The sequence below is a fragment of the Rhizobium sp. FKL33 genome (assembly GCF_005222915.1).
Classification (GTDB): Bacteria; Pseudomonadota; Alphaproteobacteria; order Rhizobiales; family Rhizobiaceae; genus Rhizobium_E.
Window position 1 is genome coordinate 19051 of the sequence record NZ_STFX01000036.1, and the last position, 20101, is coordinate 39151.

Consider the following 20101-nt stretch of genomic DNA (forward strand, 5'->3'; position numbering starts at 1 on the left):
GCATATGGCAGGAAAGGAGAGGCGTGAGCAACGATCTTGGCACCGAGAAGAGGCGACGTGTACCAAAGCCCCGCGAGGCTCGCTCTTGTCTGCGAGGTCGATGCTTGATCGCCTCAAGATGGTGGTCCGATAGTCGAAGGCTGCTGTCTACCTTGCGCGTAGTTTTCTACAAAGAGTGCAGCGCAGTCACCTCGACCAGGTCCTTGCGGGACATCGTCCTGCCTCCCTCAGGTCGGCAGTATGGTTTTATGCGGTGGTGGCATCTCCCCAGCGATATTCCGTTCCGTCCGCCCACACCCTATGCATAACGATCGCGAGCTTTCGGGACACGGCGACGATTGCCCGCCGAAGTCCGCGTCTCTTTGCAATCGAGAGCCCCCACTTTCGGATTGCTGAAGGCTTTTTTGACCGGGTCAGCAAAGCAAGACTGGCCTGGTAGAGCGTCGTCCGCATTCCCGCATCTCCGCTTTTCGAGATGCCACCATTTCGGTCCGTCTCGCCCGATGCATACTTCTTCGGCGTGAGCCCGAGGTGAGGGCCGACATCTCGAGATCGCTCGAACCGAGCAGGATCATCGATAGTCGTCACGTAGGTGACTGCCGTTATGGCTCCAACTCCGGGAATGGTCATCAATCGGCGGCACGTTTCATCTTTTCGGACAGTTTCCAAAAGCATTTTTTGAAGGACTGCACACTGCTGTCTGAGCGCTGCCCGAGCGATCAGCATGGGTTTGACCATCGCTGCGAGGCGCGGCACACTCTCGATCGCATCGAGAACACGGGCTTCGAAAGGGCCTCCCGTAATCCGACCGGCAAACTTGATCCCAAATACCCGGAGCGTGCCTCGAATCTCGTTCTCGATATCAATCTGCTTCGCCTGCAGCGTGCGCCGATTGTTCAGAAGCATCCGTATTTCCTGACTTTCATCGCTCTTCACGTGCACGATAGAGAACCATCCGACCCGCATGCAGCTTGCGATAGCCCTTGCGTCATTTCGGTCATTTTTGATCGCCATGGTTTTTGTCACGGCTCGGAGCCGTCGCGGATCGATGCAAATCGCATTCAGCCCTCGTAACCGCAGTCCGTTATAGAGCCATGAAGCTGTACTTCCGGCCTCCAAGCCTATCCGCGTAAACTTGATGTCCATTGTCCCCAGCCAATCTGCGATATCGTCAGGGTGCGAAGGCGCGGTGCCCTCGCGAAAGATGATGCCGTCTTCGTCGACAACACAAATAGCGGTTTCGGCCAGGGGTATGTCTAAACCAGCATAGTATTTCATCGGTTGCGCTCCTGAGTTTCAGCCGCGCCAGTGGATCATCGAGGGGGCACGACAGCAATCACCCCATCTACCGCTTCAATCCGAAGGACTGGCCGAACCGCTGGGTGCAGGACGCCGAGAACCTGGTGAACCTCATGCCCTCCTATGAAGTCTATCCGGACCAGACGGCGCCGGTCCTTAGGAACACGGCTGACGGGAAGCGCCAGCTCGCCAATGTCCGCTGGGGACTACCGAGTTCTTCCCAGGCGCTCTACCAGGCGGCAGCCAAACGCGCCGACAAGCTTCGGGCGAAGGGCAAGGAGGTCGACTTCGAGGCCCTGCTGAAGATGGAGCCGGATGGCGGAACCACCAATGTGCGCAACACCGCGAGCAAGCACTGGACCCGCTGGCTTGGCGTCGAACACAGGTGCCTCGTACCCGTCACCAGCTTCGCCGAGCCGGACCCCGCCAACAAGCCAGAAGGTGGACGCACGCCGAACGCCTGGTTCGCACTCAACGAGGACTGCCCAGTGTTCTGGTTCGCCGGCGTCTGGGTTCCGCAGTGGGAGAGCGTGAGGAAGGTCAAGGACGGGCTGATCAAGGCCGATCTCTACGGCTTCCTCACGACCGAACCCAATGGCGTCGTCGGCCCGGTGCATGAGAAGGCGATGCCGGTTCTGCTCACGACAGATGAGGAAGTCGAGGTCTGGCTGACAGCGCCGTGGGCGGAGGCAAAAGCGTTGCAGCGGCCGCTACCGGATGAGCAGATGGTGAGGGTGAGCTAGCCGCTTAGTAATGTCTGGGAAAGCGGAAATGATTTCCGCATTTGGCCCAAAGCTGCCATCGCAGTCTCGACGCAACATCTCTTTCCCACCGCCTCTTGACCTTGCCAGCGTTGGAAACCCCATATCATCTCATGTCCCAACGACAGGAGATTTGACCATGTACGAATTCGATATCCCCGACATGAGCTGCGGGCATTGCGTAGGCACCGTCACCCAAGCGATCAAGTCGGTCGACCCGGCGGCCGTCGCCAACGTCGACCTCAGCAAACGCAAGGCGACCGTGGAGACAAAGGCCGATCCCGGCACGATCGGCGCGGCGCTTGACGAAGCGGGCTATCCCGCGACTTACAAGGCCGCGTAATTTCGGGTTCGAGGCGGGCCGGGAACGGCCCGCTCACCTGTATCCGCGCAGAGCCGCATAGCGCCCGACCTGGTGGGCGGACAAGACGCCTGTCATCTCGATATGCGCCGACAGATGTGCGGTCCTGAGCTTCGCCCTGAGAGCCTCGATTTCCGAGACCCTGGCCGCGAGTTCCGGCTCGGCGATGTCGCCCGCCCTGAACCTTGCTTCCAGCTCCGCCTCTTTCCGGACGAACCTTTCGCCGATCGCCTTCGCCTCGCTCAGCATGGCGTCACGAACCTTCCGCGTCGTCTCGATCTGCTCGACCGACAGGCCCAGTTTGGAGGCCATGTCGAGGACATGCGACGGTCCCGGCATCCCGTTCAGCTCGGCCGCCTTCGCGAGACCCCATCCGCCGCCGCGCAGCAGCTCGTCGATGTCCTCCCGTGAAAGCGCCTTGATGTCGCGCGTTTGCTCCCCGGCATAGGGCGAGGCGTGGGCATTCCCATGATGGCTTTCAGCGGCGAGCGCCGGATCGACCGAGAGGAGGGCGGACATGATCAGGATCGCGGGTTTCGGCATCGTGGGTCTCCTTTTCCGCGCCATCTTGAACGTCGCCCCACCCCCGTGACATGATAGCTATCATGTCGGTCGAATTGTTCAGCAGCCTACGTGCCACCGAACGGGCCTTCGCGCAGGCTGCCGCCGTCTTCCACCGCGGCGACCCGGTCGAACGACTCCACGTGGTCAAAAGCGGAACCGTCAGGCTGGTGCGTCATCAGGAGGATGGACATCCGGTGATCCTCCAGCGGGCCTGTCCAGGCGACATCCTGGCCGAGGCTTCCGTGTTCGCCGCGAACTACCACTGCGACGCCGTCGCTTCGACGGAAGTCGTCGCCGACGTCTATGTCGCTTCGGAAGTCCGCCGCCTCCTCGAAACCGATATCGCCTTCTGCCGCGCCTGGGCGGCCGCACTGTCGCACCAGCTCCAGGCAGCGAGGTGCAGGGCCGAACTCATGGCGCTCCGGACGGTCTCCGAACGGCTCGACTTCTGGTTCGCCTGGAACGACGGCCGCTTGCCGGAGAGGGCGTCTTGGAAGGACGTCGCCGAAGAGATCGGCGTTTCTCCGGAAGCGCTCTACCGCGAGCGGTCGAAGCGATTCCGACCGTCGCGGGGGAAATAGCGTCCCCCGCTCGACTATTAGAAGCTCTCCGCGGAGTTAAGCCCGCTCGACTTCGACGGTCACATGCGACAGCTCGTGGACATGCGCGAGCTTGCTTCGATAATGGGCAGGCTCTTGCGGATCGGACGAGCGTAAGGACACGACAGCTCCATGATGGCCCGGACCGAGCTGCCAGACATGGAGGTCGGTGATCTCGTCGTCGGGATTCCGCAGCGCCTCCCTGATCTCCGCGGGCAGGCTTTCCGAACCGGGAACGAAGTCGACGAGCACCGCCCCGGACTGCCGGACGAGGCCGAAGGACCAGCGCGCGATGACCAGCGCCCCGACGATGCCCATGGCGGGATCGAGCCAACTCCAGCCGAATGCGCCTCCGAGCAGCAGCGCGGCGATCGCCAGCACCGAGGTAAGCGCGTCCGCCATGACGTGGAGATAGGCCGCGCGAAGGTTGTTGTCGCCGCCGTGTCCATGGTGGTGGCCGTCGTGGCCGTGGGCATGGTGTCCGTCATGCCTGTGATGGTGATGGCCGTGGTCCTCCTTGAGCAGCCACGCGCTCGCGAGGTTCACAAGAAGGCCGATGACGGCGACGATCATCGCCTGGTGGAAATTGATCGCCGTCGGATTGTAGAGCCGTACGACGCTTTCCCAGCCGATCAGCAGCGCGATCAATGCCAGCACGACCGCGCTTGCGAACGCCGCCAGGTCGCCGAGCTTTCCGGTCCCGAAGGTGAAGCGGGGATCGTCCGCGTGACGGCGCGCGTAGAGATAGGCAAGCGCCGCGATCAGCATGGCGGCGGCATGGGTGGACATGTGCCAGCCGTCTGCGGTCAACGCCATCGATCCGTAGATCGTCCCCGCGGTGATTTCGGCGACCATCATCGTCGCCGTCAGCGCGATGACGATCCAGGTGCGGCGTTCGTTGCGCGCGTGGCCTTCGCCGAGGAAGACGTGGCTGTGGGGATTAGAAAAGTGAGTGTCGGTCATTTGAGATAGGTCCTGATGGCCTCGATCAATTCCGCGGCTCCGCGGGCACGGTCCGGATCGGCATCCTTGTCGGGGTCCGCAAGATGCTCGCGGACATGGTCTTCGATGAGTTCGGCGGTGAGGCCGCTGACCGCTCCCCGGATCGAAGCGACAAGGTTCAGAACCTCACCGCAGGGGGCCTCGGCTTCGAGGGCGCGTTCGACCGCCTCCATCTGGCCTTTCAAACGGCGGACCCGCGCCAACAGTTTCGCTTTTTCACGGACGGTGTGAGACATCCTTTTCTCCTTTTCAGATAATATAGGGGGCTACCCTATTTCGATCAAACCGGGCATGTCGCCGCACCGACTGAAAATTCCGCAAAAGGCTGCTTGACCTTACCAAGCTTGGAAGGATTATCTATCTGTGCAGTTACTGAAAGGGACCATCCCATGACTGCGCTCCAGAAGACCGAACCGCAAAGCTTCGACACCACGTGGGCCGAATTCGCCATCGACGGCATGACCTGCGCCTCCTGCGTCCGCCGGGTCGAGAAGGCCATCGCCGCGGTGCCCGGAGTCCAGGCCGCCAACGTGAACCTCGCCACCGAACGCGCCACCGTCTCCTTGCATGATCCGTCCGTGACCGACGCCGTGCTCCAGGCGATCTCGAAGGCCGGGTACGAACCGCGCATCGAGACCCGCGAACTCCAGATCGAGGGCATGACCTGCGCTTCCTGCGTCCGCCGCGTCGAGAAGGCGCTGTCGGCGGTGCCGGGCGTGCTGGAAGCCTCCGTCAACCTCGCGACCGAGAAGGCAACCGTCCGTTTCACGGGCGGCGACGTCGCCGCGCTCGAGGGCGCGGTCCGCAAGGCCGGATATGACGTCATCCATCCGCGCGAAGCGACGGCGACGGACACCGCTCCGGACCGCAAGACGCAGGAGCTGAGGTCGCTCCGCCTGTCGCTCGCCTTCGCCACCGCCTTCACGCTGCCGCTGTTCATCCTGGAGATGGGGTCGCACTTCGTGCCCGCCATCCATGTGTGGGTCATGGATACAATCGGCATGGAGGAGAACCGCTACCTCCAGTTCGCGCTCGCCTCGCTCGTCCTCTTCGGACCGGGGCTTCGGTTCTTCCAGAAAGGCGTGCCGAACCTGATCCGGTGGACGCCCGACATGAACTCGCTCGTCGTGCTCGGCACCACGGCGGCATACGGCTATTCCGTCGTCGCCACCTTCTTCCCCGAACTGCTGCCGGAGGGCACCGAGAACGTCTACTACGAGGCGGCCGCTGTCATCGTGACGCTGATCCTGCTCGGACGCTTCCTCGAGGCGCGCGCCAAGGGCAAGACCAGCCAGGCGATCAAGCATCTGATCGGCCTCCAGCCCAAGACGGCTTTCGTCGAGCGCGACGGCGAGTTCGTCGAGGTCCCGGTGGCGGACGTGCGCCGGAATGATGTCGTACGCATCCGTCCCGGCGAGAAGGTGCCAGTCGACGGAACAGTCATCGACGGCGAATCCTATGTCGACGAGTCCATGATCACGGGCGAGCCGATCCCGGTGAAGAAGGCGGTCGATTCCGAGGTCGTCGGTGGCACGATCAACAAGACGGGCTCCTTCACCTTCCGGGCGACCAAGATCGGCGGCGACACGCTGCTCGCCCAGATCATTCGAATGGTCGAAGCCGCGCAGGGCTCGAAGCTGCCGATCCAGGCTTTGGTCGACAAGGTGACGGGGTGGTTCGTGCCCGCCGTCATCGCCGCGGCGGCAATAACCTTCGTCGCCTGGCTGGTGTTGGGACCAGATCACGCGCTGACCTACGCTCTCGTGAACGCCGTCGCGGTCCTGATCATCGCCTGCCCCTGCGCCATGGGTCTTGCCACCCCGACCTCGATCATGGTCGGCACCGGCCGCGCCGCCGAGTTCGGCATCTTGTTCCGGAAGGGCGAGGCCCTGCAGAGCCTTCGCGACGTCGACGTCGTGGCGCTGGACAAGACGGGCACGCTCACCAAGGGCAGACCTGAGCTGACGGACTTCGATGCCGCCGAAGGATTTGAGAAGACCGAAGTCCTGCGCTTGGTCGCCAGCGTCGAGGCGCGGTCGGAGCATCCGATCGCCGAGGCCATCGTCGCCGGAGCAAAGCGTCAAGGTATCGCGCTGGCCGACGTCGCGGAGTTCGAAGCCAAGCCCGGCTTCGGCGTGAGCGGCGTCGTCGACGGAAAGATGGTCTTGGTGGGCGCTGACCGCGCAATGGCTGCTGCAGGGATTGACGTCACTGGCTTTGCCGCCCGCGCAGAGCAGTTGGGCAGTCTGGGGCGCTCGCCGCTCTATGCGGCCGTCAACGGCAAGCTCGCCGCCGTCATCGCCGTCGCCGACCCGATCAAGGACACGACGCCTGACGCTATCAAGGCGCTGCACGCGCTCGGCTTGAAGGTGGCTGTCATCACGGGCGACAACGCGCACACTGCCCGCGCTGTGGCGGCACAGCTTGGCATCGACGAAGTCGTCGCCGAAGTGCTGCCGGACGGCAAGGTGGATGCTGTGAAGCGTCTTCGCGACGGCGGCCGCAAGGTGGCCTTCATTGGCGACGGCATCAACGACGCCCCGGCGCTCACTGAAGCCGACGTCGGCCTCGCCGTCGGGACAGGCACGGACATCGCCATCGAAAGCGCCGACGTCGTCCTGTTGTCCGGGGAACTCACGGGGGTGCCGCGCGCCATCGCGCTCAGCCAGGCGACGATCCGCAACATCAAGCAGAACCTGTTCTGGGCCTTCGCCTACAACGTGGTCCTGATCCCCGTAGCCGCAGGCGTGCTCTATCCGGTGAGCGGAACTTTGCTGTCCCCGGCCTTGGCGGCCGCCGCCATGGGCATGTCGAGCGTCTTCGTGCTCGCCAACGCGCTTAGGCTGCGGACCTTCAGGACCGCCTGAACCAACACGCCCGCGCCGACATCGGCGCGGGCCTCGACAACCCAAGGAGACGGACATGAATATCGGAGAAGCGAGCAAGGCGTCCGGGGTCTCGTCCAAGATGATCCGGTACTACGAGCAGATCGGGCTCATCAAACCCGCGCATCGGACGGACTCGAGCTATCGGACCTACACCGACAATGACATACATACCCTGCGCTTCGTCCGACGGGCGCGGGACCTCGGGTTTTCGGTCGAGCAGATGAAGACGTTGCTCGCGCTGTGGCGGGACCGCTCCCGCGCCAGCGCCGACGTCAAGGCGATCGCTCTCGAACAGGTCGCCGAACTGGAACGCAAGGCCGCGGTGATCGCGGAGATGACGAAGACGCTCAAGCATCTCGTCAACAACTGCCACGGTGACCACCGACCTGACTGTCCGATCATCGAAGGCTTCGCGGAGGGCAAGGGCAAGGTCGACGCCACGCCCGCCAAGGAAGGCCGCAAGTTCGGCGTCGCCGCCGTCTGAAAGTAACGTTAACCGCGCGATCCGTTTGCGCACGAAGGAAGATGGAGCGATATAGGGACCCACGGCCCTAGTAGCTCAACGACAGAGCAGCTGCTTCGTTCGCAGCCGATCCAGGTTCAAGTCCTAGGCAGGGCCTCCATCTCCTTCACGATCGCCATCGAGGTCACACCATGCGACCGGGGAGTCACATGTCCGCCCATTCAGCAGCGCATCACGCCGCCAGCATCGCAGCCTCGAGCCCCGGTTCAGCCCGCGCGCGGGCGGTCGGAAGCGAACTGCTGCGCTTCGCCGCCGTAACCGTGCTCGCCGGAAACTTCGTGCTCGGCACCTATCAGCGGCACCCCGTACATACGGCGCTGATCGGCGGCTATCTGGCCGTCACGTTGCTGTCGTTGGCCGTGACGATCCACAAGCCATATGCCCGGTGGCGGCAGCCCCTGTTCGCGCTTGCGGACGCAGTCGCCATCCTGCTCATCCTCTACATGCACGCCGCGCAGGGGCCGCTAGACCACGGCCATTCGCTCACGCCGCCGGGACTGGTCGTCATCTTCGTCCTGCTCATCAACGCCGCGCTCACCTCCGACCCAAAGCTCGTGGCGTGGTTCTCCGGCGTTGTATTCGCGGGATGGGTCGCGATCATCGCGGCCGCCGTCGCGCTCTCCGGCCTCGGCGTCTTCGATGCGCTGTCGGACGCCGACGTGCAACGAGAGCTCGGACTGGCGCTGAGCTTCGGGGTCACCGCGCTCGCGGTCTACGTCATTGTGAGGGAGAATGTGGAGCGCGCGACCGAAGCCGAAGTCGCCCGGCGGCGGGGAAGCAACCTCGCGCGGTTCTTCTCTCCTGTCGTCGTCGAGCAGCTGGCTGACGGCGACGACGTCCAGCTCGAGCGGCGGCGGATCGCGGTCATGTTCGTCGACCTCCGGGGCTTCACCACCTTTGCGGAATCCGCGACGTCGGAGCAGCTCCGCCACATGCTTTCCGAGTTCCGCGACATCGTCTCGGGCGTCGTCGTCCGCCACGGAGGCGCTGTCGACAAATATCTCGGCGACGGTGTCATGGCGGTGTTCGGCCATCCCAGGCCGCGCGAAGACGACGCCGACCGCGCGCTGGCATGCGCGCTGGAACTCGTGGACGAACTCGACCGCTGGCGGAAAGGTGAAGAGGCCGCGGGACGCCCGGCGCTCAAGGCGGGCATCGGCCTGCATGCCGGGACCGCGATGGCCGGAGTCCTTGAGGCGGGATGTCACAGCGAGTACACCGTGCTCGGCGACGTCGTGAACGTCGCGCAGCGGCTGCAGGCCGTATCGAAGACGGTCGGCGCGACGCTCGTGGTGTCACAGGACCTCAAGTCCGGGGCGAAGGCGGCCGGTGCGGCCGTGGATTGGCTTGACGCCAGATCGGTGGCGATCCCCGGTAGGACGCTGCCGCTCGACATCGCCTATGTCTGAACCGAGACAAAATCGACGAGAAGACCGACAAGACGTTTGACCGCCGCCTCGTCGGGTAGCCGATGGACCCCGGAAAGGGAGCCTTGCAGGAAGACCGCGGCTTCGCGTGGCGACAGGTCGGCTCTCAACGTCCCGGCGTCGATACCTCCCGCAACGACCTCTTCGACGACGGCGACCAGCCGCTCCTCGGCGGCGCGCGCATGTTCCCGGTCGCGGAGCGCCTCGGCAAAGCGGGTGCCATGGTGGCGGCGCGCGGTCATGGCGAAGAAAAGAAGAATCTCGGTAAGCCGGTCGACCGCTGCGCCGTCCTTTCCGGCGACCACCTCGACATGCGCCAGATGGTGCTCGAGCATCCGCCTATGCCACTCGACGAAGATCGCGTCGACGTCCGTAAAGTACTTGTAGAGGGTCGCCCGCGTGATCCCGGTCCGCGACGCGACCTCCGACATCGAGACCTTTTGCAAACCGATCTCGGACGCGATCGCCATCGCCGCGTTGATGGCTGCATGCCGGACGGCTTCGCGATGTCCGTCCAATGTTTCGACCCACGTCTTCGGCATCCGATCTCCACGACACTCCGGATTGACATTAAACACATTGTATAGATAAATGCCAGCACCCCATGGAGAGCGTACCGATAAAGCGTGATCCCGACAGGCCGACCGCCACCAAGCCGCCCGTGCCCGGTTGGGTGAAAGGCTTCGTCTTCGCGGGTGCGCTGCTCTTTGCGGTCGCCGCGATGGTGTTGGCCACGGCACACGGTCCAGGCCGTCATTTCGGCGCTCACACAGCCGCCACGCCATGACTGTGGGCTATCCGAGGAAATCGCTGCTCGTCGCCCACATCGCCACGTCAGCCGGGTTCATGGGAGCGGTCGCGGTTTCTTCTGCCTGGCGGTCGCCGGGCTTGTCGCGGGCAACGACGCTTCGGCAAAGGCTTTCTATTCCGTGATGCCGACGGTCACCCGGTGGGTGATCGTCCCCCTAGCCTTCGCCTCGTTAGCCGTCGGCCTTCTCCAGGCGGGGCGTCGATCTCCCAAGGCGTCATGACAAGCCTCCGCAATGGTCTTGAATGACCGTAACGCAAGCTAACACTAATTTACGGAATACGGTAGAGCGGAGGGGCGCTGGGTTATGGATGTCTATTCGGCTCGGCGGACTTGCGGCCTACCTTGCCGAGACCTCCAGCTTCGGATGTTCGACACCATAGCCGGAAACCCGCGGCGACCCCATCTGGGCGGCAGACAGAAGCAGCGAGCTGGTGGCCAGCGTGACGGCCGCGACGACGATCGCGAGCGGGCGAAGCGCCGCGGGAGATTTCGAATTGGGCATGGACGCCTCCTGTTGGGTTGAAAAGGCAATGGTCGGTGGAATCGAATGTTCCCTCACAAAAGGTACGGTTCTTCACAATCCGAAATATGACTGCCTGCGACCGGTTTCGACTTCATCCTGAGCGGGTAAGCTGTTGGCCAACAACCGAAATCCGTAATCGCGCCGCATCTCGCGGTGGGACGGGCCGCCGCGAACTCCGCAGGGGTAGACGCATTCCTTGGCGACTACTTGTTCACCGGACACCAAAGGGCCGGCACGGCTGAAGCCACCGATCCCGGTGTCGGACGCGGAAGACGCCAACATCGATTTTCCGAGGCTGGCGAACGCTGCCTAACCCAACTCCTCGCCGAGGCCCGTCAGGAAGTCCCACTCCGAGAATCGCCGCATGTGATCGAATTCGCTGACCGGAACCGATTTCGCGTCGTGGACCTTGATGCGCAGCCGCAACCGCTCGCTCTCATGGATCAGGGGAATTTCCCGGCCGAACGCCTTCGAGATCATCTCGTCGAGTTCCATGGCGACAAACTCGTCGTCGCACACCATGGCGATAGTCATGTCGTAATGATCGACCTCGTCGTCGCTCGACCAGTCGGCATACAGCCAGCTGACGCTCCCGTGTATCGGCTGGCCTTCGCGCTTGGTCTTGAAAACCTTTTCCAGCTTGTCCTTGACGCCCTCTTCGCGGAAGAACCGGACCAGGTTGTTGGGCAGTGCGGCCCGCGAGTAAGTCAGGCCAACCCATCTGCCGATGGACTCGCCGACGGCAACCGAACAGACCGGGCCATCGGGCGCGAAGCCGAGGAAAAGGCGACGGTCCAGAAAACGGCGGACGTTGATGTCGACGACGAAGCCGACCTGCTGCCCGCTCTCGTCGAGAGGAACGCTGAGCTTGCGGAACATCCTGCCTTTGGCTTGGGGAGAGTTGGCGCTGTAGGGTTGCGGATCGCGTTCTATCGCGGCGACCTCGATCCATGGGTCCTTGACGATATCCTCGTTCACCACTGTGCAGGACTGCGTCAGGACGACAAGCAGCGTTCCTTCTGCAAGCCCCGTCTCCTGTGCGATCATGGCGTTTGCGCGAAACACCGAACCCTGCCGCCAGCCCGACGCCAGCAGGTGCTTTGCTTCGGACTCGCCGAATTCACCCATCGAAACTCCGTGATTCAATCCACGGTGTCCATGAGATCAGATGCGGTCGGAGACGACAACCGGAGAATCGTCGACAAACCCGTTTCCACCGCGGCCGGACGACCACGTGTCGGCATCCTGCGCGGCGTATCGGCGGATGGCGGGAGCGAAGGTCTCGAGGTGGCGCTGGAGGGCGGCGACGTTCACGTCCTCGGTCGTCAGCAGCGCTTCGAGCGTGACGCCCAGGCGGTCCTTCGTGCCCCACAGGCGGTGGATCGTCTTGAAGTTGCCGCCGAAGGCGGCATCGAGGACCGGATAAACCAGAGCAAGTCTCTCTTGGGCCTCGCGACGGGGCTGGGCGTCGGAAAGCCACGAGTAGACGGTCTTCCTCTCCACGCGCATGAGGCTCGCGATCACGGTCACGGGGAGGCCGCGCGACTTCATCGCTTCTATGGTCGGCTTGAAGTCGACCATAGGCTCCTTGAGGAAGTGGTCGACCGTCGGAACCTCATAGACGTTCGCCGACGTCACGATCACCCGCTGTGGCGTATATCCACTGGCCGCCGACGCGCCGGCCGCAGCAAAGAGGCTGATCGAGCCGAAACTGCGCACGAGCGCTTGGAATGTACCTTTGGGCAGCGAGGCGATGGCACTCATTTCCAGACTTCCATGGCATGTTGAGTCGTGATCCTGTCGAAGATATCACGAATGGGTTGCCTGAGATTGAACATGTTGTCTTTCAGTTGGCCTAGATCAATAGGCGACGGCGGGGACATCGTCATCGAATGGTCCGCGTCCAAAGTGGCAAAATCGCCTGAGGGACGGGGAATGTTCCATTTGTTGTCCAACAAAAGCGGTGAATTCAGGTCGACCGGAAAAACCGCCGCGGGCTTCCTGGCGACCTGCACCCTCAGAAGGCTCCCTTTTCCGGTGTCCATGTTGAGCGACGTCACTCCTTCGACGATCGTCAATCCGGCTACGTCGATCGCGCCGGGAAGCACCTTGTCGTCGACATATTGCGAAAGACTTTCGCCTTCGCGGGGAACGACCAGATCGAGATACCGCAAAGCGATGGTTTCCACGAGCCTGATCTGGGTCGACCTGGCCGCAACCTCGACCACCCTGAGCATCCGCTCGAGAAACTCCCTGTGATCGGTGTAGGCGATCGTGTGCAGCCCGACGACGTCCTTGTTGAGGAACACCGCCCACTTGTAGTCGGCGCTGCGATATTGCCAGATCAGGCCCGTCTCGGACTGTACCTGGACGCCCTGGTCACCCAGATGCAGACTGATCTGCGGAATCTCCAGGTCCTTGGGGGCGGGATACTCGTCCGCGATGCCGGCCGCGAATTCCTTGGCGAAATTGTCGAAATCGGCGATCACCGGAAACCGGACCACACCGATGACATAGACGACAGGCGCATTGTTCATTTTTGTCATCGGCCGTGTCCCTCTCCAGCTGCAACTATACACCAAAGTAAACAGATGCAAGCGCCTTCGATAGCCGGCGGCTGCGAATTTTCCAAGTTCGGAGACGGCGGGCTTCCGGCGAGTGGTCGACCGAGCGACACGACCGGAATTCGCAGGCGGACAGCGTCATATTCAAGGACATGAGCCGAGCAGGCCCGAGCCGCTGGGGATGACGGCAACGCGCCTCCGCCGCCAAGCCCGGTTCATGCCTTCGGCCTGACCTGCAAGAACACAGACGTGTTACCGTCCTTGCCGACCGCAATCACGTCGTAGGACGCCGAGGCATCGTCCCCCATGCCCAGCGATCCGGCGGGCATCCCCGGCACGACAAGCCCGGCGAGATCGGTCCGGCTTTCGAGCATGCGGGCTGCCTTCATAGGCACATGGCCTTCGAGGAACTGTCCGCGGTAGACGGCGGTGTGGCAGCCCTGGATGTCGAGCGGTACCCCGAGCTTCCGTTTGTGCGAGATCAGGTCTCGCTCCTCGACGATCTCCACCCGGTAGCCCGCCTTCTGGTAGGCATCCGCCCACAGCGAACAGCATCCGCAGTTCGGGTCCTTGTAGACGGTGAACGCGTCAGGCTCCGCCGCGAGGGCGGATGCCGCGGGGAGGGCGACAGTGGCGGCAAGCGCCGCGACGAACTCTCTTCTCTTCATGCTCATGTTCCTTTCAATACTTGCGCGGAAGCGGTTTCCGGCGCGGTTGTTCGGTGTTCTCCGGTTCTCGCCAGGCCGACGCCTTTGACGAGGCCATAGACCGCGGGGATGACGATCAGGGTGAGCAGGGTCGACGACACCATGCCGCCGATCATGGGCACGGCAATCCTCTGCATGATCTCCGATCCCGTGCCCGTGCTCCACAGGATCGGAACTAGACCCGCCATGATCGCGACGACGGTCATCATCTTGGGCCGCACGCGCTCGACCGCGCCGACCATGATCGCCCGGTTCAGATCGGCACGACCGAAGGTGCGGCCCTCATGCTCGCACGCCTCCCGTTGCTCGCGGAGCGCCTGGTCGAGGTAGATCAGCATGATCACGCCCGTCTCGGCCGCTACGCCCGCAAGCGCGATGAAGCCGACGGCGACCGCCACCGAGGCGTTGAACCCCAGCCACCACATCAGCCAGATGCCGCCGACCAGCGCGAAGGGCAGGGACAGCATCACGATCAGCGTCTCGGTCAGCCTGCCGAAGTTGAGGTAGAGCAGCAGGAAGATCAGCGCCAGCGTCAGCGGCACGACGATGGCGAGCCGCGCCTTGGCCCGTTCGAGATATTCGAACTGGCCGCTCCAGGCGACGGAGTAGCCCGGCGGCATCGACACCCGCTCGGCGACCGATCTTTGGGCATCGGCGACATACCCGCCCAGATCGCGGCCGGCGATGTCGACGAAGACGTAAACCGCGAGCTGGCCGTTCTCAGTCCGGATGGAGGTCGCGCCGCGGGTGAGTTCGATCCGCGCAACCTCGCCAAGCGGGACGGTGCCGCCGCCGGGCAACGAGACCTGGACGTTTTCGGCGATCGATTTCGGATCGCTACGGTAGGCGCGCGGATAGCGCACCGCCACGCTGTACCTCTCGCGGCCCTCGACGGTCGACGTGACGCTTTCGGAGCCCAGCGCCATAGCAACCACGTCCTGGACGGCGTCGACGCTCACGTCGTATCGCGCCAGAGCGACGCGGTCAGGCACGATGTCAAGGTAGTAGCCGCCGATGACGCGTTCGGCATAGGCCGACGACGTGCCAGGAACGGTCTTGAGGGTGGTCTCTATGTCGCGGGCGATGCGCTCCATCTCCCTGAGGTCGGTGCCGAACACTTTCACCCCGACCGGGGTTCGTATGCCCGTCGACAGCATGTCGATGCGCGCCCGGATCGGCATCGTCCAGGCGTTGGACACGCCGGGGAACTGGAGTGCCGCATCCATCTCCTGCTTGAGGCTGTCGACGGTGACGCCGGGCCTCCATTCCTCTTCAGGCTTGAGCGTGATGATCGTCTCGAACATCTCGGTCGGCGCGGGATCGGTCGCTGTCATCGCGCGGCCCGCCTTGCCGAACACGGTCTCGACTTCCGGGAACGACTTTATGATCCGGTCCTGCATCTGAAGAAGCTCGGCCGCCTTGGTCACCGACAGGCCCGGCAGGGTCGTCGGCATGTACATCAGCGTGCCTTCGTTGAGGGATGGCATGAACTCACTGCCAATCTGGCGCGCGGGCCAGGCGGTGGCGGCGAGAATGATCAGCGCCAGAAGGATCGTCAGCGTCTTTGCCTTGAGCACGCCGGAGATCAGCGGACGGTAGAGCCAGATCAGGATGCGGTTCACCGGATTGCGGTGTTCCGGCACGATGCGGCCGCGCACGAAGACCACCATCAGCGCCGGGACGAGCGTCACCGAAAGCAGCGCGGCGGCGGCCATCGCGAAGGTCTTGGTGAAGGCGAGCGGGCCGAACAGCCGTCCCTCCTGGGATTCCAGCGTGAAGATCGGCAAGAACGACACGGTGATGATCAGCAGGCTGAAGAACAGCGCCGGGCCGACCTCGGATGCCGCCTCGACCAGCACCTCGGTCCTCGGCTTGTCCGGCGGCGCGCGTTCGAGATGCTTGTGAGCGTTCTCAATCATCACGATGGCCGCGTCGATCATCGCGCCGATGGCGATGGCGATGCCGCCGAGGCTCATGATGTTGGAGCCGAGCCCGAGCAACCGCATCGCGATGAAGGCCATCAGGATGCCGACCGGCAGCATGATGATGGCGACGAGCGCGCTGCGGACATGGAGAAGGAAGACGACGGTCACCAGCGCCACGACGATCGACTCCTCGACCAGCGTCGACTTCAAGGTCTCGATCGCCGCCTCGATCAGCCGGGAACGGTCGTAGACCGGAACGATCTTCGCGTCCCCTGGCAGGCTCTTCTCCGCGATCTCCAGGTTCTTCTTGGCGTTGTCGATGACGGTCAGCGCGTTCTCGCCGAAGCGCTGGAGCACGATGCCGCTCGCCACCTCGCCGTCGCCGTTCAATTCGGCGATGCCACGACGTTCGTCGCCGACGACCTCGACCCTGGCGACATCGGAAAGCCTCAGCGGCACGCCGTCCTGGCTTCTCAGCCCAATGCTCTCGATGTCCTCGACACCCTTGAGATATCCGCGCCCGCGCACCATGAACTCGAACTCCGAGAGCTCGACGGTGCGGCCGCCGACGTCGCGGTTGCTCGAACGGACGGCGTCGGCCACGTCCTGAAGCGAGACGCCCTGCGCCTTGAGCCGCACGGGATCGACGACGATGGAATATTGCTTCACGAAACCGCCGACGCTCGCGACCTCCGCGACGCCCTCGGTCTTCGAGACCGCGAAGCGCACGGCCCAATCCTGGAGCGATCTCAGTTCGGCGAGGGAGAGCTCCTTGGCGACGACGGCGTATTGGTAGACCCAGCCGACGCCCGTGGCGTCCGGACCCAGCGTCGGAGTCACGCCCGTCGGCAGTCGGCTGGCCGCCGCGTTCAGGTATTCAAGGACCCGGCTTCGCGCCCAATAGGGATCGGTACCGTCCTCGAAGATGACGTAGACGAAGGAGACGCCGAAGAAGGAGAAGCCGCGCACGACCTTCGACTTCGGCACCGTTAGCATCGACGTAGTCAAGGGATAGGTGACCTGGTCTTCGACGACCTGCGGTGCCTGGCCCGGATAGTCGGTGAAGACGATGACCTGGACGTCCGAGAGGTCGGGGATCGCGTCGAGGGGCAGTGAGCGGAGCGAGTAAAGGCCGCCGGCGACGGCGAGGGCAGCGCCGACGATGACGAGCAGCAGGTTGCGCGCCGACCAGGAGATCAGGTTGACGATCATGGCTCGGCCTCATCGGAGGTCATGGCGTTGAGGGCGGACGTCAGATTGCTTTCGGCATCGAGGAGGAAGTTGGCGGCTACGACGACACGGTCTCCGGCCTTCACTCCATGCATGATCTCGGTACGGCCTTCGCCGCGCAGTCCGGTCTTCACATTCCTCGGCTCGAAGCGGCCGTCGCCAAGGTCGATGAACACGACCTGACGATCGCCGGTGTCGACGACCGCCGTGTCCGGCACGGTGATCACGGGCTTCGCGGTGCCGCCTTCGATCGCGACGTCTGCGAACATGTTGGCGAGCAGCGCGCCGTCGGCATTGTCGAGTTCGACTCGGACTTTCGCGGTCCTGGTCTCCATCCGAACCTCCGGATAAACCACGGCGACGGTCCCTGTGAACGTCCGGCCCGGCAGGCTTCTGACGGTGACGATCGCCTTAGCACCGTCGGCGACGGCGTCGAGCTGGCTCTCCGGCACGTCGGCGACGACCCAGATTCTGGACGTGTCGGCGATCCGGAACAGGGTCTGCCCGGTCTCGGCCATCATGCCGGGCATCGCGATCCGCTCGAGGACGACACCCGAGACGGGCGCGTCGAAATCGAGCCTGTCGGGCACCTTCCGGCTGCGCCTGATGCCTTCGACCACGTCATCGGAGAGGCCGAAGTTGCGAAGCTTGAGCGCGCCGCCCTTGGCCGACGTCTCCTGCTGTGTCACGAGCTCGGCGGCGGCGGCCGCGATGTCCTTTGAAAAGAACTGGAAGAGAGGCTCGCCCTCCCGCACGCGGTCGCCTGTGGTTACATCCGCGACCGTCTCCACAAAGGCGTCGGTCCGCATGGCGACCATCCGCACGCGCCGCTCGTCGAGCGTCACCGTTCCCGGCAACCGGAGGCGGCGCACGATCGGAGCTAGCGTCGCTTCGACCGAGCGCACACCCGTCCGCTGGAGCTTGCCCGGCGACACCTTCACGGTGCCGCTGTCGTCGGCCTCGCCCTCGAACACCGCGATGTAGTCCATCCCCATGGAATCCTTCTTAGGAGTCGGCGAGGTGTCGGGCAGGCCCATCGGGTTCCGGTAGTAGAGGACCTTACGGTCGGCTGAAGCTACATGAGTGACCGCCTTCTCCTTCGCCTTGCCGAGATCGGCGAAACTCACGTCTTCGCTCTCGCGGACGGGCGTGAAGGCGCGTCCATCCGCAGTCTTGCGGGCAGTGCCGGAATATTCCGGTTTGCCGTCCGGGTGCCTGTAATAGATGATCGGCCCGGTGCCTTCCGACTTCTCCGCGGCCTCCGACCACTCGGACGGGAGCCACAAGGTGACGAGGGCACGGTCGAAGGGCAACTTGCCTGTGCCTGCGAGGTATCCTCCCCCGCCGGCGGCGGCGAGGGAGAGTATGATCAACAGCGTCCTGATCATCGGATTACTCGGTCGCCTTGAGGATGATCTCGCCCTTGGCCGTCTCCTCTTCGCCCTGGATTTTGGCGGCGATCAGGAAGCGCCAGTCCCCCGCCATGTTGAGATTGAGCTTGAACCTGTAAACACCGGGTTCGGCGGACGGCAGCGGGTCTAGCGTCGACCTCATCATCTCCATGCCGTCGGGAGCCATGTCGAGGCGGGTCGAGAAGATCACGGCGTCGGGGACGGGCTTGCCCGTGCGCTTGTCGACGATCTTCACTGCGAACTCGGATTCCGGCCCGGTCGGCAGCTCGGTCTTCACGGACTGGAACTCGTAGTCGGCGGCTCCGGCGAAGGCCGGGAGAGCGGTGGCGTAAAGGAGAAGGGTGGCGAGGGCGATCCTCGCGGTCGAGAGAATGGAGTTCATCGTTTCACATCTTCTTGGCTATCGGACGTCGTCCGGCCACGGGTTACGGTCGCGGCCGACACTTCGTGCCAAAGCGCCGCGTTTCATGGGTCGATGTGAGATCAGGCTTTCGGAGGTCGCGCCGGAGGTTCGGCGGCCAGCGACGCTAGCGCGCTTGAGGCTGATGGCCGGAAGTCCATCGATGACCAATGGATCGCGGCAGGCGACCAGCCGGATTTGGCTAGGTGCACCGCTGTCGAGGTCGTGCAGATGACGACCAGAGGGCAGTCCTTGCCGCAATCCGGTTTCATGGGCTTGATGCCGGGGCAGCAGGGCATGTCGCCCATGTCGGCCACGGCCTGTGCTTGCGCCCGTTCGGCGGCGGCCATCGCGTTCCCGGCGGCAACAGCGCTTATCGGAAAGACGAGCAATCCGATGACAGCGATGACCGAGAGGAGGCGGGCGATAAGCTTCATCGCTCAAGGATGACACGGCGAAGCGTCGCGAGGAAGGGGATCACGGCAATTTGTCGCAGCGCCGACAGGGTCAGCGCCGCACCCGGAAAGCGGCGTGGCAGGTAGAGCACGTCTGAAGCATCATGTGAAAGGCGTGCTCCGACGAGTATGAATCGACGTCCGGGGCTTCCTTGCGTTTTCGAGCGAACGGACCGCCTTCCGTCATTTCGGCTGGACGCATCCGCATCTTGCTCGGCATCGTGTCGCCGTCCGAAGCCCCGGCGGCGACCTGCCGCGCGTAGATCGCCAGATCGTGCGCGAGCTTATCGAACTTGGTGCGTTCGAGCCCGATTTCCACCCGCGCCTGCGATCCGTCTGCAGTGACGACGTCGGCGAAATGCGTGATCAGCCTTTCGCCGCCGAGGTCGCCGATCGATCGCGCCTGCGATTTGAAGACCATGGCGTCGTATGGTTTCTTGCCAGAGAAGAACTCTGAAAGGGACTTCGCCACCGCGCTCATCGCCTTCATGTCCGCCTGCCGTTCGCGCACGACCGGGTCGGCTTCGCGCGTGACGGCAGCCACGGGGATGACCGTCAACAACAGCCCAATGACCGTCTTCGCGATATGCATCCTCACTCTCCGTCACGCGGCATTTGTTAATCGGCAAGATTTATCACTATCGGGAACA

Annotated in this window: 21 protein-coding genes and 1 tRNA gene; 7 read left to right on the top strand and 15 right to left on the bottom strand. The window is 63.6% G+C overall.

Annotated elements, in window-relative coordinates:
- Positions 1–246: 246 nt before the first annotated feature.
- Positions 247–1278 carry an IS110 family transposase gene (locus E8Q41_RS20550; RefSeq protein ID WP_137157437.1) on the bottom strand — a complete coding sequence of 344 codons (1032 nt, stop codon included), beginning with the start codon at positions 1276–1278 and terminating at the stop codon, positions 247–249.
- Positions 1279–1343: 65 nt separating this feature from the next.
- Between E8Q41_RS20550 and E8Q41_RS20555 the strand changes: the two genes are divergently transcribed.
- Together E8Q41_RS20555 and E8Q41_RS20560 are read left to right on the top strand one after the other, a co-directional pair.
- Positions 1344–2042: an SOS response-associated peptidase gene (locus tag E8Q41_RS20555; RefSeq protein ID WP_137157438.1), complete on the top strand. Its 699-nt coding sequence runs from the start codon at positions 1344–1346 to the stop codon at positions 2040–2042.
- Positions 2043–2199: 157 nt separating this feature from the next.
- Positions 2200–2403: a heavy-metal-associated domain-containing protein gene (locus tag E8Q41_RS20560; protein WP_137157439.1), complete on the top strand. Its 204-nt coding sequence runs from the start codon at positions 2200–2202 to the stop codon at positions 2401–2403.
- A 33-nt stretch (positions 2404–2436) separates the two neighbouring features.
- Here E8Q41_RS20560 and E8Q41_RS20565 read toward each other — a convergent pair whose 3' ends face one another.
- Positions 2437–2964 carry a hypothetical protein gene (locus E8Q41_RS20565; protein ID WP_137157440.1) on the bottom strand — a complete coding sequence of 176 codons (528 nt, stop codon included), beginning with the start codon at positions 2962–2964 and terminating at the stop codon, positions 2437–2439.
- A 62-nt stretch (positions 2965–3026) separates the two neighbouring features.
- Here E8Q41_RS20565 and E8Q41_RS20570 point away from each other — a divergent pair, with 62 nt between their 5' ends.
- Entirely contained in the window at positions 3027–3566 is a 540-nt protein-coding gene (locus tag E8Q41_RS20570; RefSeq protein ID WP_137157441.1) for a Crp/Fnr family transcriptional regulator, read from the top strand.
- Between the two features lie 36 nt (positions 3567–3602).
- On the opposite strand, the gene dmeF is transcribed toward E8Q41_RS20570, so the two are convergent.
- A complete protein-coding gene (dmeF, locus tag E8Q41_RS20575; protein ID WP_137157442.1) occupies positions 3603–4547 on the bottom strand; it encodes a CDF family Co(II)/Ni(II) efflux transporter DmeF in 945 nt (314 codons plus the stop codon).
- Positions 4544–4822 (bottom strand): metal/formaldehyde-sensitive transcriptional repressor, encoded by a 279-nt coding sequence (locus E8Q41_RS20580; protein ID WP_137157443.1) that lies wholly within the window; start codon positions 4820–4822, stop codon positions 4544–4546. Before E8Q41_RS20580 ends, dmeF begins: the two co-directional genes overlap by 4 nt.
- A 153-nt stretch (positions 4823–4975) precedes the next feature.
- Here E8Q41_RS20580 and E8Q41_RS20585 point away from each other — a divergent pair, with 153 nt between their 5' ends.
- The 4 genes from E8Q41_RS20585 to E8Q41_RS20600 all read left to right on the top strand — a co-directional run bounded on the left by E8Q41_RS20585 (position 4976) and on the right by E8Q41_RS20600 (position 9406).
- Positions 4976–7453 carry a heavy metal translocating P-type ATPase gene (locus tag E8Q41_RS20585; RefSeq protein WP_137157444.1) on the top strand — a complete coding sequence of 826 codons (2478 nt, stop codon included), beginning with the start codon at positions 4976–4978 and terminating at the stop codon, positions 7451–7453.
- Between the two features lie 55 nt (positions 7454–7508).
- Positions 7509–7958: a Cu(I)-responsive transcriptional regulator gene (cueR, locus tag E8Q41_RS20590; protein ID WP_137157445.1), complete on the top strand. Its 450-nt coding sequence runs from the start codon at positions 7509–7511 to the stop codon at positions 7956–7958.
- Between the two features lie 63 nt (positions 7959–8021).
- Positions 8022–8097: transfer RNA gene (locus tag E8Q41_RS20595), tRNA-Thr, on the top strand.
- Between the two features lie 49 nt (positions 8098–8146).
- Positions 8147–9406 carry an adenylate/guanylate cyclase domain-containing protein gene (locus tag E8Q41_RS20600; protein WP_170976558.1) on the top strand — a complete coding sequence of 420 codons (1260 nt, stop codon included), beginning with the start codon at positions 8147–8149 and terminating at the stop codon, positions 9404–9406.
- Here E8Q41_RS20600 and E8Q41_RS20605 read toward each other — a convergent pair.
- The 11 genes from E8Q41_RS20605 to E8Q41_RS20650 form a co-directional block, all read right to left on the bottom strand.
- Positions 9397–9966: a TetR/AcrR family transcriptional regulator gene (locus E8Q41_RS20605; protein ID WP_170976559.1), complete on the bottom strand. Its 570-nt coding sequence runs from the start codon at positions 9964–9966 to the stop codon at positions 9397–9399. The two genes, E8Q41_RS20600 and E8Q41_RS20605, sit on opposite strands and share 10 nt — an antisense overlap.
- 606 nt (positions 9967–10572) lie before the next feature.
- On the bottom strand, positions 10573–10737 hold the full coding sequence (locus E8Q41_RS25650; protein ID WP_170976560.1) for a hypothetical protein: 165 nt from the start codon (positions 10735–10737) through the stop codon (positions 10573–10575).
- A gap of 330 nt (positions 10738–11067) precedes the next feature.
- Entirely contained in the window at positions 11068–11886 is an 819-nt protein-coding gene (locus tag E8Q41_RS20610) for a hypothetical protein (protein WP_137157448.1), read from the bottom strand.
- Positions 11887–11922: 36 nt separating this feature from the next.
- Positions 11923–12522 (bottom strand): hypothetical protein, encoded by a 600-nt coding sequence (locus tag E8Q41_RS20615; RefSeq protein ID WP_137157449.1) that lies wholly within the window; start codon positions 12520–12522, stop codon positions 11923–11925.
- A complete protein-coding gene (locus E8Q41_RS20620) occupies positions 12519–13355 on the bottom strand; it encodes a TIGR04255 family protein (RefSeq protein WP_137157450.1) in 837 nt (278 codons plus the stop codon). The genes E8Q41_RS20615 and E8Q41_RS20620 overlap by 4 nt, the downstream gene beginning before the upstream one ends.
- A gap of 182 nt (positions 13356–13537) precedes the next feature.
- Positions 13538–13996, bottom strand: a complete 459-nt coding sequence (locus tag E8Q41_RS20625; RefSeq protein ID WP_348640031.1) for a DUF411 domain-containing protein — start codon at positions 13994–13996, stop codon at positions 13538–13540.
- A complete protein-coding gene (locus E8Q41_RS20630) occupies positions 13993–17166 on the bottom strand; it encodes a CusA/CzcA family heavy metal efflux RND transporter (protein WP_137157451.1) in 3174 nt (1057 codons plus the stop codon). The genes E8Q41_RS20625 and E8Q41_RS20630 overlap by 4 nt, the downstream gene beginning before the upstream one ends.
- Entirely contained in the window at positions 17163–18572 is a 1410-nt protein-coding gene (locus E8Q41_RS20635) for an efflux RND transporter periplasmic adaptor subunit (protein WP_137157452.1), read from the bottom strand. The genes E8Q41_RS20630 and E8Q41_RS20635 overlap by 4 nt, the downstream gene beginning before the upstream one ends.
- Before the next feature lie 4 nt (positions 18573–18576).
- Positions 18577–18978, bottom strand: coding sequence for a FixH family protein (locus E8Q41_RS20640; RefSeq protein WP_137157453.1), 402 nt, complete (start codon positions 18976–18978; stop codon positions 18577–18579).
- A 101-nt stretch (positions 18979–19079) separates the two neighbouring features.
- Positions 19080–19346 carry a hypothetical protein gene (locus tag E8Q41_RS20645; protein ID WP_137157454.1) on the bottom strand — a complete coding sequence of 89 codons (267 nt, stop codon included), beginning with the start codon at positions 19344–19346 and terminating at the stop codon, positions 19080–19082.
- 157 nt (positions 19347–19503) lie between these two features.
- On the bottom strand, positions 19504–20043 hold the full coding sequence (locus E8Q41_RS20650) for a cytochrome c (protein WP_137157455.1): 540 nt from the start codon (positions 20041–20043) through the stop codon (positions 19504–19506).
- Between the last annotated feature and the right edge of the window lie 58 nt (positions 20044–20101).